The organism is Dysgonomonas sp. ZJ279 (assembly GCF_011039205.1).
GTDB lineage: Bacteria > Bacteroidota > Bacteroidia > Bacteroidales > Dysgonomonadaceae > Dysgonomonas.
Genome location: NZ_JAAKEL010000004.1, coordinates 226,442 through 243,231, shown reverse-complemented (window position 1 = coordinate 243,231; position 16,790 = coordinate 226,442). Strand labels below are relative to the sequence as shown.

Below are 16,790 nucleotides of genomic sequence, written 5' to 3'. Positions count from 1 at the left end.
TTTACAGAAGTCGCTAATATATTTTAGTTTCAGTTTATATAATGTTCTGTTTACTCATCCAAATGCAAAAAATAACCAGACCTGCAATGTATTGCAAGTCTGGTTGAAAGTAGTGTATAAGTTATATAGAAAGAAAAAAAATGTTTTTTAACAGTATAGATATTTCACCCCTACTTGTTTTTTATCTTCGACCATGCATTCGCGGATGGCTCTCGCAAACATGTTATTAATCTTGTGTCCCGGGCAATCTGCTATAACTTTTCCTTTTATAAATTTACCTACTAAGGCTATATCGCCTATTATGTCCAACAATTTGTGTCTAGCAGGCTCATTAGGATATATAAGGGGTTTGTTCATAATGTATCCTAAGTGTGCAGCATTTTTTCTTTTCACACCCAATAGGTCGGCTAGAGAATCATAATCTTTTTGATCGATTGGATTATCGTAAATAACAATCGCATTATCGAGATCACCTCCTTTTATAAGATTGTTCCGCAATAAATATTCTATTTCTTTTACGAAGACAAAAGTTCTGGCAGGAGCAAACTCTTTTGTGAACTCCGACAGGTTTTCCATGCTGGCATCCTGGTTTTTAAGAAAGCATGAGTCGAAAGATATGCGCGATTGGATACTGAACGAATTATCGGGGATGAGTATCAAAGACGATCCTGTTTCTTTATCTATTACTTTTATTTTTCTTTTCTTGAGATCAAGATACTCCCTTTCAGCATCCTGTTCTATAATTCCTACTTCCTTTATTTTAGATACATACATAATCGAACTGCCATCTAAAATAGGGAATTCGGGTGCATCTACATCAATGAGACAGTTATCTATTTCGCTGGCGTAAAGTGCTGCAAGAGCATGCTCTGTTGTGCTAACTTGTATTCCATTGACACATAGTACTGTTCCCCGTTGAGTCGCTGATACATTTTCAGCTAAAGCATCTATTATTGGTTGATCGAAGATATCAGTACGCCTGATTTTATAGCCATGATTCTCTGGGGCAGGATTGAAAGTAATACGTATATCTAAGCCTGTATGTAGACCTTTTCCTTCGAGAGAAAAGCTGCTTTTTAGTGTTCGTTGTTTGATCATAACTATATGGTGAATTAATGAAAGTGTATACTTGATTTATTTCTATTTTATTGATATTTATTCGTGAACGATCGTTCATTATTATATGAAAAAATTATACTTTTATCAAAGTGAATAAATAATCCATAACTTCTTTTCGCCTATCTATATCCCTCATTATGTCTAAGGCAAATTTTGATTCATCAAAATCCTGATCAGAGGTTTCCTTTAGACATGCATTTACAAACAGGGTGCTCATTATTTTTATATCGATATCTGCTCTTATCTCTTTCGATTCTATACTGTTTTTTAATACTATCTCCCAATTGTTTACAATACGTGAATAAATTTCTTTAAAGCGGGTAACAAAATTAGGATAATGCTTAGCTGCTTGTATAATTAATGCCGTATAGTTTAGAAATGCTATATGTGTAACACCAGATTTTATAAAAACAGTAGCCATCAATTTTTGTCGGCGATGCATAGTTTCAATAAATGTTTCCGTGGTTTTTTGCACATCGACATTTTGCGATATTCTATCATATACTTTGAAAAAATACTCATCTATTACTGCTAAGAAAAGTTCTTCCTTGCTTTCGAAATATCTGTATAACACGCCTCTTGACATGTTCAGTTCTTTTTGTAAAACTGAAATAGATGCGCTGTCGTATCCTTTTGTCATAAAGACGTCGAAGGCATTTCTTAATATGTACTCTCTACTATATTTCATAAATAATATCTATAAATGAACGATCGTTCACAATGCAAATGTGAGAAAATAAAATCATTATTGAAGGGCAAAAAGCGTTAAAAAATGTTGTGTATTTCACCTATTGGGGATATCTTATTGTTTTTCAGTTAGATATTTCCAAAATCTTTTGGGCATATGTTGGCGCTGAAGTTTTAGGTTGATACGTTCTTTGATAGTCATCGCCTTAAAGTAGCCTTTCCATAGATCCTGAAATAATTTCTCGTCTTCTGCCATCAGCGATTCGTCCAGTTTTCCGCTTAAAATATGATCGTCATCAGTCAATGTAATCTCCACAGTGGTCTTTAAATCATAGTAATAACCGTATTTACGTTTCAGATCATAAATTACCCACTTTTGATCCGAAAACCGATCGGTAAAATGATCTATCGCTAACGGAAGCGCATTATAGAGAGGGACGATGGGGGCAAAATAAATATCGTCAGCTGCTTTTTGAAAACGTATGAATTGCTTTAAAGAGTGTTGTTCCTTGTCTACTTTCTTTGCAAGTTGATGAACTTCTAAAATATCATTGTCTCCAAAATTCATTTCTATAGATACCGATGACTTATTATCGAATGCCTTACGAATATATCGGAATATAAGGTCGTCGCTACCATCTAACTCTGATAGCCATACGTACGAAAGCATATTACACGCAGATTTTGATAGCTTTTCGTGTAAAGCCTTCCATACTCGAGATGCTTTGTCACTCTGAGTCATTACAGTATAACTTTCTTCCATAAACATTGGTGCAACATCACCTTCCACCAACAATTTATCAGGGAATATTTTTCGACTATAAGCATCAAAAACAGCAGTTAATAGGCCTTCGAATGTTTTATCGTAGAAGAATACTATCATATCAATCGGGAAAAATAATAGCTAATTGTCGCTGATCCTGATCGCCCTTATGCTTCTTGGGCTCTGTAAGTATTTTTCGTACATATTCAGGAGTTGCTTCATGCACAGTGTACATCGGTAACTCGTTACAAGTGATAAAATACTGTGCCTTTTTCATCACGATCCCCATTTTCTTAAGCTGCATCGCATTCAGTTTGCCGTATCTTCTCGAAGTTACGATTAACTGTGCTGACTTAACACCAATACCGGGAATGCGGAGTATTAAAGCATAATCAGCCTTATTGACATCGACGGGAAACATTTCGGGATGTCGTAATGCCCACGAAAGTTTGGGATCTATTTCTAAATCAAGATTAGGATAGGCATCATCAACTATCTCATTGGCATTAAACTGATAGAAACGCATCAGCCAATCAGCCTGATACAATCTGTTTTCCCTTACCAATGGCGCTTGTTTGATCGCAGGTAGGCGGTTATCATAACTATTGACAGGAATAAACCCTGAATAATACACCCTTTTCATACTAGGTCGCCTATATAGTGCTGATGATACACTTAGGATATCTTTATCACTCTCCGATGTGGCACCTACAATCATCTGGGTACTCTGTCCCGCAGGAACAAATCGCGGAGCTGAACGGAATTTGCGGCGATCTTCTAAACTTTGCAACATTCCCTGCTGAATATATTGCATAGGTTTGTAAACGCTTATATGATCTTTCTCGGGAGCTAGCAACTTGAGATTCTGTTCGGTGGGTATTTCTATATTTACACTCATACGATCAGCGTATAGGCCGGCTTCGTTAACGAGTTCCTGACTAGCACCTGGTATGCTTTTCATATGGATATACCCATTATAGCGATAAGTGGTACGAAGTTCTTTAACTACTCTCACCATACGTTCCATCGTATAATCGGGATTATTTATTACTCCCGAGCTAAGGAAAAGACCCTCTATATAATTACGACGATAAAATTCGATAGTTAATTCGACTAGTTCCTGTACAGTGAAGGTCGCACGCCGAATGTCATTACTTCTCCGATTGATACAGTATGCACAATCATAGATACAATTGTTAGTCAGCATTATTTTCAGCAAAGAAACACACCTTCCATCTTCGGTGAAGCTATGGCATATACCCATTCCACCTACAGTATTTCCAATACTACCCGCTTTATTTTTTCGGATAGTACCACTGGAAGAACAGGAGACATCGTATTTTGCCGATTCTGCCAGAACTGTAAGTTTTTCGAGTACGTTATCATTCATCTACTACAAAGAAAAGTATTTCAAATGATAGAATCTGCAAAAGAAATCTTAAAATATAGTATTTTGTTGAAAAGAATTTTCCCTGACAAAAAAGGAAATAATCAACTCGTAATCAGATTATTTAAAAAATGTATACACATAATGCTTCATAGTCTCAATATTTGTATTTATATTTGCAACAATAAAACTTTACGATTTGTTAACTAAACTACGTCTTATATTATGTATATAAAATATATTTATTAACACCTTCCATTATTAACAATTTTAACATTAAATTTTATGAAAACAATCTGTTTAAGAGCGGTTACATTTATAACCTCTCTGATTTTACTAAGTGGATGCGACGATAACACTCAGGAAAATAATTTCCAGAATAACAATGAAGTGAGATTCGAGTCTGCAATGACCATAGATAATCAAGAAAAATCAACTAAAATTACACAAGATGAATTGAATCCGGATAAATCCAAATGGGAGGTCAATGATAAAATTGGTGTTTTAGTTGTAAATAAGGAGTCTACAGAAATCTTGAGCGAATATAAAAATTTACAATTCAGGGCATTGGAAAGTAATAATGCTACAGCTTTCGAAGCAGTGGGTGAGAAAATTTATTATCCTGAAGATGGAAAAAGGTTGGTATTTAAAGCCTATTATCCATTTATTGATAATAATGAATGGCAGGAAAACGAAGTAGCGATAGATCTAACAGATCAGACGGATTTGAGCAAGCTGGATTTACTGTATGCCACTGCCAATAATGGAAACAATGGATATGCGACAGCCGATCAAAATACTCCGGTTTCTTTGGTATTCAAACATCAGCTTTCGATGCTAAGCATGTCTATCGCATCGTCGGATAACAGTAGTTTAGAAGTTAAGATCCAAAATACTCCCGGCAAAGTATTATTTGACGTGAAAACCGGTCTTCTGAAAACCGAAGAAAGCAGCAAAGAATCTACGTTCAGCATACCTCTGAATAAAAAGAACAATAAGTATGAGAGTGTATTGTCTTCAATAGAATCGGATAATGCTGTGTTGATAATTAAACAAGGAGACAAAGAATATAAGCACGAATTGTCGAAAACCTTTGCAACGCTGAAAAAAGGGAAAAAACACAAGCTCAATATAACCATAAAGAACGGTATGCTTGCTAATGGAAATATTGAAGAATGGGGCGAAGAAAACGGAGAAGATGTAGTATTGGGTAATGAAGATATCAACGATAAAGAAATCCTGCTGAATCTGCTAAAGGTTAACAACGAACTATTGCAGGCAGAAGGAAAGAAGTTGACTGTTTGTGTTTTGAAACCAGCCGGACCTACCAGTGTCATGCGCAGTATAGAAGAGGCTAACTGGGCTGAAGAAAATGATGTGACAAAATGGAAGGGCGTAGTATGGAAATTGATAGCCGGCAAACTAAGAGTGGTAGAAATAGACTTTGATAATACAAATATTAAAAAATTATCATCGGACTTTAACAAACTTTCCGAATTGGCAATCATTGACCTTTGTCACACAAATATAACAGACATAAGCCCTGTTTCCGGAAGCATGGGGCTGAAAATTCTATCTATGCAAAATTGCGATATGATGGAAAATATAGAATTGCAAGACCTTCCTAGTTTGGAATTGATCGATTTTGAATTTTGTCTAGCTATTAAAAAAGTGAATCTCAATAATATGCCAAAACTTGAGACGTTGGACTGTACATTCCTTAGAACACTTATTGAAGTTACTATGACGAATATGAATACAATAGAATATATTAGTTTTCTCGAATGTGATAATTTGGAAAAGCTATCCCTAAATAATATGAATAATCTCAGAACAATTGATTTATCTACGACAAATATTAGTGATCTATCTTTTTTATCTAAATTGAAAAGCCTTAAAGAATTCTATTATTTTACTGTTAATACTTCGAGAACCATAACTATGGAACCCCTAGTCGACCTTGACAATCTTGAGTTTTTAGCAATTGGCGGAGCGAGAATAAATGATATTTCGGGTTTATCCGGTTTGCATACCCTTAAATATTTGGATATAAAAGGCTCAAAAGTAAGTAATCTAACCCCTCTGGCTGGACTGAATAATCTTGAGAGTCTGATTGTCGGAGCTTCGCAACTAAACGACATATCTTCGTTGTCAGGACTTCCTAAACTGAAATCATTAAGTATGTATTATTTGGCAAATACAATCGATTTATCTCCAATATCGGGATTAGCAAATTTATCGTTGACATTATATAATTCTTCATCTGTTAACGATATTTCATTTGTTTCTGGATTAAGTAATTTAAAGGCATTGCAGGTTACCGAGTTCAATAATCTGAGTTCTATAAATTTGTCTGGCATGACAAATCTAACAAGTTTGAATATAGGGCAGTGCGCATTATTAACAAATGATAATATACGTATTTGCGGAGTTATAGACTGGGAAAATATACATTTATCGCCGTCCTTGGCTACATATAGAGCTAACATATTTTGTCACTAATGTGACCGTTCGAATTTTTTGGTAAATAGAAAAAAACAGGGTTTAAGTTTTATACTTGAATCCTGTTTTCATATTTGTAAGCAAAAGATGATGTTTTAACAATCTTTATGTATATTTGTTTTTATTATAAATTAGATAAGTAATATAGAAATGAATGAATTGAAATTTAAAGCCCACCCTTGGCATGGTATCAGCATTGGTAAAAATGCACCTGAAGTAGTAACTTCATTTATTGAAATAGTACCTACTGATACTGTAAAATATGAGGTGGATAAAGAAACGGGTTATTTGAGTATCGACCGTCCTCAGAAATATTCCAATATAATACCAGCCTTATATGGTTTTATTCCTCAAACATTAAGTGCTTCGAGGGTTGCAGAATTAACGAATATTCAGCTGAATCGGACTGATATAGAAGGAGACGATGATCCTATTGATATCTGCGTTCTGACAGAAAAGGATATTACACATGGCGACATTATAGTGAAAGCACGCCCTATAGGTGGATTTAGATTATTAGATCATAATAAAGCGGACGACAAGCTTATTGCTGTTTTGGATAATGATGCTATCTATGGCGAATATAAAGATATAAATGATGTTCCGCGCAGTGTTATAGAACGTCTGAAACACTATTTCACCACTTATAAAGATTTGCCGGGGGATAAAGAGCCTCGCTGCTTATTGACAGGGGTATATGGTGTAGATGTGGCTTATGAAGTAATTGAGCGATCTATTCAAGATTATAACGAGTTTGTCGGAAAATGACATTTAGGAAAAAGAATATATTGATTCTCCTTATATCGGCCATTTTCATCACTATTATACCTTTAGTGTACAGTTATTATGAAGCCAGGAATATCCGGCTGATAAAATTGACATTTACTCACAAAGATATCCCGGAGGGATTTGTAGGTAAGAAAATAATATTCATATCAGATATACATTGCGACCGGTACTTTACAAGTGAAGATGTTGCCAAGCTAGTCAATAGAATAAATGAAAGAGAACCTGACATAATAATAATCGGGGGAGATATAGTTTCTAAAAACCCTAGGTATCTCCTACCCTTTTTTGTTGAAATAAAGAACTTAAAGAGTAAGTCTGGCACTTATTTCGTATTAGGAAATCACGATCATTGGGAAGATCCTGTACTTATCAGTCAGCAAATGACAGAATGTGGTTTTCATTCATGCGACAATCAATCGTATTGGATTAAAGTGGGTAATGACAGTATAAAGATTGGTGGTGTCGGAGATTTCTGGGAAGATGTGCAGATTATAGGGAATACGACAGACGATGTCAAGATTCATGATTTTTGTATTCTTATTTCTCACAACCCCGACTATTTGGAAGTACTAGATAGCGATCATGTAGATCTTATGTTATCGGGTCATACACATGGTGGGCAAATCACATTTTTTGGTTTATGGGCTCCTATTATGCCTAGCACTGGGCATCCCGAATATATGCAAACAGGAAACAAATATAGATATGGCTGGCTAAAAAAGAATAATATATCTCTGTATGTCACATCAGGTATTGGTATGGGAGGTTTTCCCTTTCGTTTCTTTGCCCCTCCTGAAATAGTAGAAATTACATTAAAAAAATAAGTTCATAGTTTTGACATGCTATGAACTTTTCCGTTATATTGCTAGGTAGAATAATCACCCATTCTCAGTTTTACGCATATAAACATTGTAATCATCACTACCCGACGAACTTTCAAATATTTGTAAATCAAAATATTTAACGACACTGATCAAATGATTAAATATTTCGGTCGAGATGGCTTCGTACTCAGCCCATACTACTGTGTCTGTAAATGTATATAGTTCTACGGGCAATCCTTCTGGGGTCGGGGCTAACTGGCGAACCATTAATGTCATCGTTTTATTAATTTTAGGATGATGACGCAGATAATATATGCCATATTGCATGAACAGGTCATTATTCGTAATTCTTGGTCCGATAACTAATGGCGAGGAACCTTCTATCTTTTTATTATTTTTCTTATGCTCTGCTATAAATTCACCTAGCCCATCTATGTGTTTAAATTTATCTAACTCATCATCATTTAGAAAACGAATGTCAGATTGTTTTATATATACAGCTTTCTTAATACGTCTGCCACCTGACTCTTGCATACCCCGCCAGTTTTGAAACGAATCTGAAATCAGAGCATATGTTGGTATTGTAGTTATTGTTTTATCGAAGTTCCTAACTTTTACAGTGGTAAGTGTAATCTCTTCAACTGAGCCATCTGCACCATATTTATTCATTGTAATCCAGTCTCCTATCTGCACCATGTTGTTAGTCGAGATTTGGATACTGCCTACAAACCCCATTATAGAATCTTTAAACATCAGAAGTAAAACGGCAGAAGCAGCTCCCATTGCTGCAAAGAATGCCATAGCCGATTTTCCTGTGACTATCGAAAAGATTGCAACTGCTCCAAATATAAAAAGTACGATTTGGATAACTTGCATATAGCTTTTCATCGGTTTATTATGAAAAGCAGGTTTTTCTTGAAGTATATCTCCAAATGATTTTATTACAGCCATAACAGTCCATATAACCATGAATACCATGTAGATATCAGCTATCTTCAAACAAGGAACTATCAGGCTTTTAAAATTGAAAAAAATAATAGGTATAACACTCCTTACAAAGGAGTATGGTACAATAAGAGCCAGATAATGAGGTAATCGATTGTTAATTCCGTATTTGAAGAAAGATATGGATGTTACTTTAGTAATACGCTGAGATACAAATATCAAAAGTTTCCTTACCAGTAGCTGCAAAAGATAACTTGCGGTAGCTACTATTATTAACAGTACTACCAACTTAGTATAAATAATCCATTGCTCAGCAACCCCCAATTTAGTGAGTAACTCTTGCATCCATGAATTTATAGAGATTATTATATCATCAAAATCTGTTTGAACTTGTTCGGCTTCCATTATATTATTTTTTCGTATCTATTCGTACAAAAACTTTATTCTTATCGAAATAACAGTTGAGTGTATCGTCAGTATTATATAAACGAGAGCTACCCACATATGCCCAATTAGCTCTTAAATAAACCTTGCATAAATATACATCATCAGGTTGAACCCTTTGGTCTACGGGTACTTCCTCATACGATATAGGTTTTAATATTTCAATATTTGTTTTGATATTGTTTTTCTCGTCATTATATCTGATGTGTTGCTTTACAGACTTACCCATTTCAGTTAAAGTGTGATCGTAAGCACCACCACACGAAAAGAATATGAATCCAAGTAGGATAGAGAAAATATATTTATACATATCAATTAATTTTAAAGTTTTATCAAAAGTAACGATTCTTAGCCAGAACAACAAGCCCGACTATACTTCATAGAGTACATAAATGATAAAAATACATAAAGAAAAAAGTTTAAAATGATTACTATCCTAGTGTATTTTTATACTTTAGCGTTTATATTTAAATGCTTTTTCAGTAATATGGAAGATTTTAAGTCGGAAAGGTTTTCAATACGTAAAAGATTAAGATCTTTTAGATATGCTTTTGATGGATTGAGAATCTTGTTTAGAGAGGAGCACAATGCCCGTATACATTTGGTCGTATCGGTTTGTGTTATTCTTATGGGAGTTGTGTTTAACATATCGGTTGCAGAATGGCTGGCTATATGTATCCTGATTGGATTGGTATTTAGTTTAGAAATAATAAACTCTGCAATTGAGAATTTGTGCGACTATATAAGCCCGCAAAGGCATGATATAATAAAGAAAGTAAAAGATATGGCTGCGGCTGCTGTTCTGGTTGCTACAATTATGTCTGTAGTCTGTGGCTTAATTATATTTGTTCCAAAATTATACAATCTTATATGTCAGTAAATAAATAATTTAGATTAAGTTAATATGAGAAAACTGTTTATTCTAATTGCTTTACTTACTTTCTCTTTCGTTCTTAATGTTAACGCACAAGAGAAATTACCTATCGATCCTCAGGTCAGATATGGTAAGCTAAGTAATGGCTTGACGTATTATATTCGTCAAAATGCGTATCCTGAGAAAAGGGCTGATTTCTATATAGCTCAGAAAGTAGGTTCGATGCAAGAAGAGGATTCTCAGATGGGACTTGCTCACTTTTTAGAACATATGGCTTTCAATGGAAGTAAGAACTTTCCGGGTCGAAAAGCTATGCTTGATTACTTGGAGAAAAATGGAGCAAAATTCGGAGCAAATGTAAATGCATACACCTCATTCGACGAAACAGTTTATAACCTATCGGATATACCTGTGGTGCGTGAGGGTGTTGTCGATTCCTGCCTTCTGATATTGCATGATTGGTCTGGCTTCATTACTTTAGATAATGAAGAAATAGACAAAGAGCGTTCTATCATAAAAGAGGAATGGCGTACAAGAGGTAGCGCACAAATGCGTATTTGGGAGAAGCAGCTACCTATCCTATTTAAAGATAGTAAGTATGCTAACCGTCTTCCGATAGGAACAATGGAGGTTGTTGAAAACTTTGAACATCAAACATTAAAAGATTATTATCATAAATGGTATAGACCAGATCTTCAGGCCATCATTGTAGTTGGAGATATTGATGCAGATAAGGTGGAAGCAAAGATAAAAGCTATGTTTGCTGATATTCCTGCCCCTGCTAATCCGGCCGAAAGAATATATTATCCGGTACCCGACAATGAAGAACCCATTGTAGCTATTACTACCGATCCGGAGGCTGTCAGAACACAAGTTACGCTGTATATAAAGCACGATGTATTGCCTGCTGAACTAAAAAAGACAAACATCGGATTAATCATGTCTGTCATGCAAGAACTTGTATCTAAAATGTTTTCAGATCGTTTAAGTGAAATATCACAAAAAGCAGATGCACCTTTTGCTGTTTCTATTGCTTATGATGGTCCTTATTTTGTCTCTAAAACTAAAGATGCCTGGACAACGATAGCGCTTAGTAAAGAAGGGCAGATCGATGCTACATTAGCGACTCTTATACGAGAAAATGAGAGAGTGAGTAAATTTGGATTTACGGATGCTGAACTAGAAAGAGCCAAGGCTACACTGCTTCAAAGGTATGAAACTGCATATAATAACCGTAGCAAAGAATTGAATGATTCCTATATAAGAGAATATGTAGAAAGTTTTACAGATGGCGATGCAATACCGGGTATTGAATTTGAATATAACTTTGTAAAACAATTTGCACCTATGGTAGATGCCGATGCCATTAATCAATTTATCAGACAAATTATAACTGATAAAAATATTGTTATATCGGTAACAGGTCCCGAGAAGGATGGTATTATCTACCCTTCTGAAAGTGAATTACTGAATATATTTAAAATAGTTGAAGCAGAAAATATAACTCCATATGCTGAAACTGTATCAAATGAACCTCTTATAAGTCAATTACCTAAAGCAGGAAGCATTGTTGATACAAAAACTGACGAGAAGTTAGGTTCTACCTCATGGACATTGTCGAATGGGATGAGGGTTGTTCTTAAAAAGACTGATTTCAAAGATGATGAAATATTAATGTCATCCATAGCTTATGGAGGAACTTCTATTGTTCCGGACAATGATATGCATAATGCAGAATTAGTAGGTGCAGTTCCTCATATTGGTGGTATTGGAAATTTTAGTGCTACGGATCTGAAAAAAGTATTAGCCGGAAAATCAGCTAAGGTTGGTGTGAATGTAGGTAGATGGGATCAGAATATTAGTGGATCATCAAACATTAAGGATATTGAAACATTACTTCAATTGACTTATCTGTACTTTACAGCTCCGCGTAAAGATCTGGATGCATATACATCATTACTCGATATGATTAAAAACCAGTTGAAGAATATGAAAACTGAACCTTCTGCTATTTTTTCTGATTCAACAACATACGCTATGTACGGAGATAACCTTCGAACAAAAGAATTGAAACTAGAAGATGCCGAGAAACTTAATTATGACCGTACAATAGAAATTTATAAAGAAGTATTTGCTAATCCGGGCTCATTCGTATTTACGTTTGTAGGCAATGTAGATGAAGTCGCAATGAAACCATTAGTAGAGCAATACTTGGCATCGCTCCCATCAGGAAACAAAAATGCCAGATATAAAGATGTGAATTATGATATAAGAAAAGGTACATATACTAATGTTTTCGAACAAGAGATGAAGAATCCTAAAGCCTCTGTATTTGATCTTTATAGCGGTACTCTAAAGAGAGATCAGAAAACACGTATAGCTCTAGATGCTCTGAATCAAGTGTTGGATATGGTATATGTAGAAACAATCAGAGAAGAAGAAGGTGGTACATATGGCGTGCGTTCGAGAGTTGAAATCAATCGTATTCCCGAAGGGCAAACAATTGTACAAATGACATACGATACCGATCCTGATAAAGCAGCTACATTGAATAAAATTATTCATAGAGAACTAGATAAAATTGCTCAGGATGGCCCTAAGGATAAGGATTTCCAAAAAGTAAAAGAATATATGGCAAAGAAATTTCAGGAAAATACTAAACAAAACGGTTATTGGAATGCAGTATTAAATGCTTATTATTTTTACAATGACGATGTTTATTCGAATTACATGACAATACTTAATTCATTGACAACTGAAGATGTAAAGGCAGTAACAAAAGCATTGCTATCACAAGAAAATGTAATAGAAGTGATAATGGTTCCTAAAAAATAAATTGAGAATATATTAAAAAGAACGAGGCTTACTATACTATAGTAAGCCTCGTTCTTTTATAATAATCTTTATTCAGATACTATATAACTCTGAAACATCGAAATTCGTAAAATCAGGAATAACTCTCACACATTTATCTATCAGTGTATCTGCCGGATGTGTTGTTGCCAAACCAATCACTTTCATACCGGCGGCTGTTCCAGCTTCAATTCCGGCATAAGAGTCTTCAAATACAATACAATCTTTGGGATCTGCACCTAGATCTTTTGCTGCTAATAAGAAACAATCGGGTGCTGGTTTACCGTGAGTGACACGAGCTGCCGATACTACCGTGTCGAACAATGTATCGAAATGTACATCTCTGTACACCCCAATTAATTTAGTATCGGTAGAACTGGTTACTAGGCCAACCTTGATACCTTGCTTCTTCAATTCATTAACAAACTTGATAGAACCCGGTATTTCGGGGTACGTCATATTCGCTTCGAATTTATCTATCTCTTCCACAAGAGCATCTCGTTCTGCCTGAGTGTATTCAGAAAAATACTTCTTTAATATGTTTGGGAGAGTTGTTCCTTTTATTATTTTCTCGAAATTAGGGATTCCTATACTATATCTGTCGGCAGCATGCTTCCAGAACTTATCGTATTGAGGTTCAGTATCGATCATAACCCCATCCATATCAAAAAGTACACAAATATTATTCTTCATATCTATATTTTCAACAGTTTTATGAGTATAAAGTAACGAATTAAAAGCTAATGTTACAAGAAGAACAATAACAATAGTTGGGTCGATATGATTCGGATAAACATAGATACCGGGTAAACTGTTGCATAAGCAACAGAAGGCTCATCACCCTCTACTGTGGAGTCAACATAACTTAAGGCTATCGGATTAGCCATACTTCCACATAGCATTCCTACACTTTTGGCATAATTGATATGCAGTACTTTCATAGCAAGTACACCTACTATAATAACGGGAATAACGGTTAGTCCAAACCCTAATCCAACCCATAGAAGTCCTTCGGGTTGTAAAACAGTTTCGAAGAAATGCCCTCCTGCATCAATACCCAAACAAGCTAAATACACAACAAGACCTAGTTGACGCATCATCAAATTCGCACTCTGTGTAGTATAGGTTGTCAGATGAAAACGTGGACCAAAAGCACCCATTAAGATTCCAACAATTATTGGCCCTCCGGCAATGCCCAACTTAATAGGAAAATTCATTCCGGGAAATGGAAACGGTAGTGCTCCTAATAGTAAACCAAAAGCAATGCCTATAAATATAGCAATCAGATTAGGCTCTTTCAATCGTTTTACTTCGTCACCCAGAATCTTAGCTACATTATTAATGGAAGCCGCTTCACCAACTACAGTTATCCTATCCCCTATTTGCAAAGACAGGTGTGGCGATGGTAATAGATCGATGCCGGCACGGTTGATACGGGTAATATTTATACCATAAATATTGCGTAATTTCAGTGTACCAAGCTTCACACCATTAACCTTACCTCGTGTAACAATTATGCGACGTGAAACAAGCTGGCTATTGTCTATGTGATTCCAATCTATATCTTCTTTATTCCAATCCACATTTTCTTGCTCTCCAAAGAGGACTTTGATACTTTCTACATCCGATTTTATGGATATAATAAGGAGGTGATCATTTTGGTTTAATACACATTCGGATGTTGGAATAGTTACCTTTCCGTCTCTCCAGATGCGGGATATTACGAAGCGTTTAGATGTATGCTTCATAATTTCGCGTATTGTTTTTCCGAAAAGTGCAGGATTGGTTACATGGAATTCGCCCACATAGGTATCCGAGTCTTTCTTTTCCTTTATTTTGCCGGAATTGTCTTTCGGTCCAAACCATGTGCGCATAAGAGCAATAGCTAATATCACCCCTACTACACCTAGAGGATATGCTACTGCGCAAGCCAGCGCCATGTCTGATATAGATTTGGTATCGTTAGGCGCTACTTGTCTTAATGCTTGTTGTGCTGCACCGAGAGCAGGTGTATTTGTTACAGCACCTGTAAGGAGCCCAACCATATTAGGTAACGAAACGTTACTGAAATAACTAAATATAAGAGTTAATAGAATACCAATAACAACGACAGCGAAAGCCAGAGAGTTGAGTCGTAGTCCTCCTTTCTTTAATGACGAGAAAAAACCGGGTCCTACTTGTAATCCCAAGGCATAAACGAATATGATTAGTCCAAAATTTTGAGCAAAATGAAGCATATCCTCATTTATGTCTAAATTAAGATGACCAACTAGAATGCCTATAAAGAAAACAAATGTAATGCCTAAAGAGACATTGAATAATTTCAATTTCCCTAGTTGGAGGCCAATTGCTGATACTGCCGAAATTATTATAATAGACTGTATGGTAGAAGGCTGTAAAATGGTATTTAATAACCAATCCATAATTAGGTTTTTTTTAATTGCGCCAAAGGTATAACATTCTCTATGATTTTATGTTCTTAAAAAGAGGGAATTTAATAGCTCAAAACCTTTAGAATAGAGGGTTATATATGTCATTTATTTAGAATAAATCAGATTATAAAGACAGCTGCGCATTATAATAAATAAAGGGTGTAAATTCGTCGAACTTATGCCCTTTATATTATCGAAAAGTAAGATCAGGGTTTTATGTTAATGCTATCATTTTACGAATAAATTCGAGACTGCCTTTCGCCAGATCGTCGGCATCGTATTTCGATCGCTGCCATAAAGATACCGCACTTGACATTCCTTCGACTGAAGAGGAGAAGTTTTCCAGAACGAGATTTCCTGTATAATCAATTTCTTTCAACGCTTTGAATAAGTCAGCCCAATGGACATTGCCTTCTCCTAGCATTCCTCTGTTACTTTCAGTCATATGGACATGTTTCAGTCTATCGCCAGCACTTATTATGGGATCATAAAAGTTATCTTCTTCTATATTCATGTGAAATGTATCAAGATGCAAATACATATTAGATACATCTAGTCTCTTTAATAGCTCTAATACATTTTCACCGGTATTACATATATAAGACTCATAGCGATTGATTGGCTCTACGCCAATATTTACACCATATTGTTGAGCATAATCGGCGACTTCTGCCCAAACATCACAGATTGTTTGTTTCTCGCTCTCTGTACAAACATTCCCCGAAAAAGAGCCAATGCCCGAATGAAGTACACCCCCAAGATGATTCAGTTCGAGTTCAGCGACTTTGTCTAATGCTTTTTTGATCAGTTGTAAAGCCTCTTTGGGATGAGTTGGTATATGTGTGTCGGCAGATAAGTTTAAGCCACACACGGCATCTATATTGTATCTGTCAAGTTGCTTTCTCACACTATTTGTATCTATCACCATCGAGTGAGGCAATAATAACTCTATGAGATCGAAACCTATGTCCGAAGCTTTCTTTATAGCGTACAATCCGGCTTCATCATTCCATAGGGGATGTATCCAGGATAATGTGGTAGCACCTAATTGGGGATTCATGGCATATCTGTTTTTTGATGAACGATAAATTGCTGATTATAAAGATAAAAACATTTCAGTTATGACAAAGGAAATGAAAGAGTTTTTTCTCGTTAAAGGATACCAATAAAA

13 protein-coding genes and 1 pseudogene are annotated in these 16,790 nt (G+C 35.4%); 5 read left to right on the top strand and 9 right to left on the bottom strand.

What is annotated here, in order from left to right:
• Positions 1–198 precede the first annotated feature (198 nt).
• From G7Y57_RS07790 to G7Y57_RS07775, 4 genes and pseudogenes are all read right to left on the bottom strand, one after another.
• Positions 199–1,098, bottom strand: a pseudogene (locus tag G7Y57_RS07790) (UDP-3-O-acyl-N-acetylglucosamine deacetylase); the annotation flags it as partial.
• Positions 1,099–1,192: 94 nt separating this feature from the next.
• Positions 1,193–1,807 carry a TetR/AcrR family transcriptional regulator gene (locus G7Y57_RS07785; protein WP_165021878.1) on the bottom strand — a complete coding sequence of 205 codons (615 nt, stop codon included), beginning with the start codon at positions 1,805–1,807 and terminating at the stop codon, positions 1,193–1,195.
• Positions 1,808–1,921: 114 nt separating this feature from the next.
• Positions 1,922–2,689 (bottom strand): TIGR03915 family putative DNA repair protein, encoded by a 768-nt coding sequence (locus tag G7Y57_RS07780; protein ID WP_165021875.1) that lies wholly within the window; start codon positions 2,687–2,689, stop codon positions 1,922–1,924.
• 1 nt (position 2,690) lies between these two features.
• Positions 2,691–3,959, bottom strand: coding sequence for a putative DNA modification/repair radical SAM protein (locus G7Y57_RS07775; RefSeq protein WP_165021872.1), 1,269 nt, complete (start codon positions 3,957–3,959; stop codon positions 2,691–2,693).
• 282 nt (positions 3,960–4,241) lie between these two features.
• On the opposite strand from G7Y57_RS07775, the gene G7Y57_RS07770 reads away from it, so the two are divergent.
• From G7Y57_RS07770 to G7Y57_RS07760, 3 genes are all read left to right on the top strand, one after another.
• On the top strand, positions 4,242–6,458 hold the full coding sequence (locus G7Y57_RS07770) for a fimbrillin family protein (RefSeq protein WP_165021869.1): 2,217 nt from the start codon (positions 4,242–4,244) through the stop codon (positions 6,456–6,458).
• 150 nt (positions 6,459–6,608) lie between these two features.
• Positions 6,609–7,226 (top strand): inorganic pyrophosphatase, encoded by a 618-nt coding sequence (locus tag G7Y57_RS07765; RefSeq protein ID WP_165021866.1) that lies wholly within the window; start codon positions 6,609–6,611, stop codon positions 7,224–7,226.
• Positions 7,223–8,071 (top strand): metallophosphoesterase, encoded by an 849-nt coding sequence (locus G7Y57_RS07760; protein WP_165021862.1) that lies wholly within the window; start codon positions 7,223–7,225, stop codon positions 8,069–8,071. The genes G7Y57_RS07765 and G7Y57_RS07760 overlap by 4 nt, the downstream gene beginning before the upstream one ends.
• A 54-nt stretch (positions 8,072–8,125) precedes the next feature.
• On the opposite strand, the gene G7Y57_RS07755 is transcribed toward G7Y57_RS07760, so the two are convergent.
• Positions 8,126–9,421 (bottom strand): mechanosensitive ion channel family protein, encoded by a 1,296-nt coding sequence (locus G7Y57_RS07755; RefSeq protein ID WP_165021859.1) that lies wholly within the window; start codon positions 9,419–9,421, stop codon positions 8,126–8,128.
• Positions 9,422–9,425: 4 nt separating this feature from the next.
• Positions 9,426–9,770: a hypothetical protein gene (locus tag G7Y57_RS07750; RefSeq protein WP_165021856.1), complete on the bottom strand. Its 345-nt coding sequence runs from the start codon at positions 9,768–9,770 to the stop codon at positions 9,426–9,428.
• A 177-nt stretch (positions 9,771–9,947) separates the two neighbouring features.
• On the opposite strand from G7Y57_RS07750, the gene G7Y57_RS07745 reads away from it, so the two are divergent.
• Positions 9,948–10,340: a diacylglycerol kinase family protein gene (locus G7Y57_RS07745; protein WP_165021853.1), complete on the top strand. Its 393-nt coding sequence runs from the start codon at positions 9,948–9,950 to the stop codon at positions 10,338–10,340.
• Between the two features lie 24 nt (positions 10,341–10,364).
• On the top strand, positions 10,365–13,169 hold the full coding sequence (locus G7Y57_RS07740) for a M16 family metallopeptidase (protein ID WP_165021850.1): 2,805 nt from the start codon (positions 10,365–10,367) through the stop codon (positions 13,167–13,169).
• A 72-nt stretch (positions 13,170–13,241) separates the two neighbouring features.
• Here the strand turns inward: G7Y57_RS07740 and G7Y57_RS07735 are convergent, their stop codons facing one another.
• The 3 genes from G7Y57_RS07735 to G7Y57_RS07725 form a co-directional block, all read right to left on the bottom strand.
• Positions 13,242–13,880 carry an HAD family hydrolase gene (locus G7Y57_RS07735; protein ID WP_255491369.1) on the bottom strand — a complete coding sequence of 213 codons (639 nt, stop codon included), beginning with the start codon at positions 13,878–13,880 and terminating at the stop codon, positions 13,242–13,244.
• 53 nt (positions 13,881–13,933) lie between these two features.
• Complete coding sequence (locus G7Y57_RS07730) at positions 13,934–15,610, bottom strand: putative transporter (RefSeq protein ID WP_165021847.1); 1,677 nt, start codon at positions 15,608–15,610, stop codon at positions 13,934–13,936.
• A 223-nt stretch (positions 15,611–15,833) separates the two neighbouring features.
• Complete coding sequence (locus G7Y57_RS07725; RefSeq protein WP_165021844.1) at positions 15,834–16,679, bottom strand: sugar phosphate isomerase/epimerase family protein; 846 nt, start codon at positions 16,677–16,679, stop codon at positions 15,834–15,836.
• Between the last annotated feature and the right edge of the window lie 111 nt (positions 16,680–16,790).